This window comes from Frankia sp. CcWB2 (assembly GCF_977927585.1).
The window spans coordinates 14,920-16,199 of record NZ_CDWRCM010000085.1; the positions used below are offsets into that span (position 1 = coordinate 14,920).

Below are 1,280 nucleotides of genomic sequence, written 5' to 3' on the forward strand. Positions count from 1 at the left end.
AGATCGGCAACGGTCGAGTACCGCGGATACAGCTGGCTCAGTGACGGCCTCCCTTCGCCTCCCTCCAGCGGACGGTGGTGGGTGGCGACCCCCGCAGCCACCCAGCGGCGGTCCTCGGCATCCGCCACCAGCCAGTCGAGAAATCCGAGGGAGAGGACCTCGTGCCGGTGCCCCCAGCCGATCCCGGTCGCCATCATCCGCTGGAATCCGTCCGCGATCTTGCCCGCGTCATGCAGCAGTGCCGCCCAGGCCGCGATCATCCAGAACCGGCGCCGCAGCGGGTCTGGCAGGACGTCCAACGTCCCCAGCCGCCGTCGGATGGCGAGCAGGGCGTCGAGCGTGGCCGCCAGGTGCTCGGTCAGCGACTCACCGGCGGGCCGAAAATTGGTCGGCGGTTTGGCCAGCAGCTCGGCAAGCGACCGATCGCGCCCGTCCGATGGCCCTGAGGACACCGAGGACACCGCACTCACGGCTCCACCTGGGCGGGATGGGTGGGTGGGAGGAGGTGGACGGCTCGGCCTTCGGTGGTGACCCAGCCCGCCACCAGCGCCTTCTCGACGGACTGCGGACGCAACTGGCCGCCCGCCGCCACCGAGAGCCGATGGCGATAGGCGTCCCACCGGGTACGGGCGCGGTCCCGGCTGACAGCGGTCGGCAGCCGGAGCAGGGAACCGTGGGAGCTACCGTGGGAGCTGGGGTCATCGGGCACGAGCGCCCCACCGGCCACGCCTTCACCCTCACTCAGCCGTACTCGTCTGGTACGGGCAGTCGCGAGATCCTGGCTGCGACCGAGCCGCAACGGCCACACCGGCCGACGGAACCGCCGCTCCCATCGCTCGACCTCGTCGACGATCCAGACGGTCAGCTCGGTAAAGGCCAGGAACTGCCGTTCCCGGGGCACCGGCTGGCCGAAGGCGCCCCGCGACTCCAGGGGATGGTGGGTCTCCAGATCCACCCCGGTGGCCTGCGCCGAGAAGGCCATCGCGAACCGGAACTCCGGGTCGACCTCGTCCCATCCCCCGGCGACCGCCGCCAGCATGCCGCCGACGGTCGCCGGAGCTGGGCAGGGAAGCGTGACCGCGACAGCCGAGTACAGCGGGTCACGAAAGGAGACGATCGGCGCGCTGACAGTGACTTCCAGCGCGTCTCGTTCCCCGCCAAGAAGGTCGGGCGCGCCGGGGAGACTCATGACTTGGCTGACTTGGCGTCGTCGAACCAGTCGTCGTGTAGTCCGGTCTCGATCTCGTCCGCAAGGCGTCCGAAGAGCACCCGGGAGTGGT

General features: G+C 70.4%; 2 protein-coding genes. Both read right to left on the reverse strand.

Annotated elements, in window-relative coordinates; all coding sequences use genetic code 11:
- Positions 1-470 (reverse strand): CRISPR-associated endonuclease Cas3'' (locus ACY45C_RS11085; RefSeq protein ID WP_462187533.1); only part of this gene is annotated, 470 nt, incomplete at its 3' end.
- On the reverse strand, positions 467-1,189 hold the full coding sequence (gene cas5 / locus ACY45C_RS11090; RefSeq protein ID WP_462187534.1) for a CRISPR-associated protein Cas5: 723 nt from the start codon (positions 1,187-1,189) through the stop codon (positions 467-469). The genes cas5 and ACY45C_RS11085, both read right to left, overlap by 4 nt.
- Positions 1,190-1,280 lie beyond the last annotated feature (91 nt).

Bases quoted from the DNA above. Each gene is read 5' to 3' on its own strand.
- cas5 (WP_462187534.1), bottom strand. From the start codon at position 1,189: ATGAGTCTCCCCGGCGCGCCCGACCTTCTTGGCGGGGAACGAGACGCG.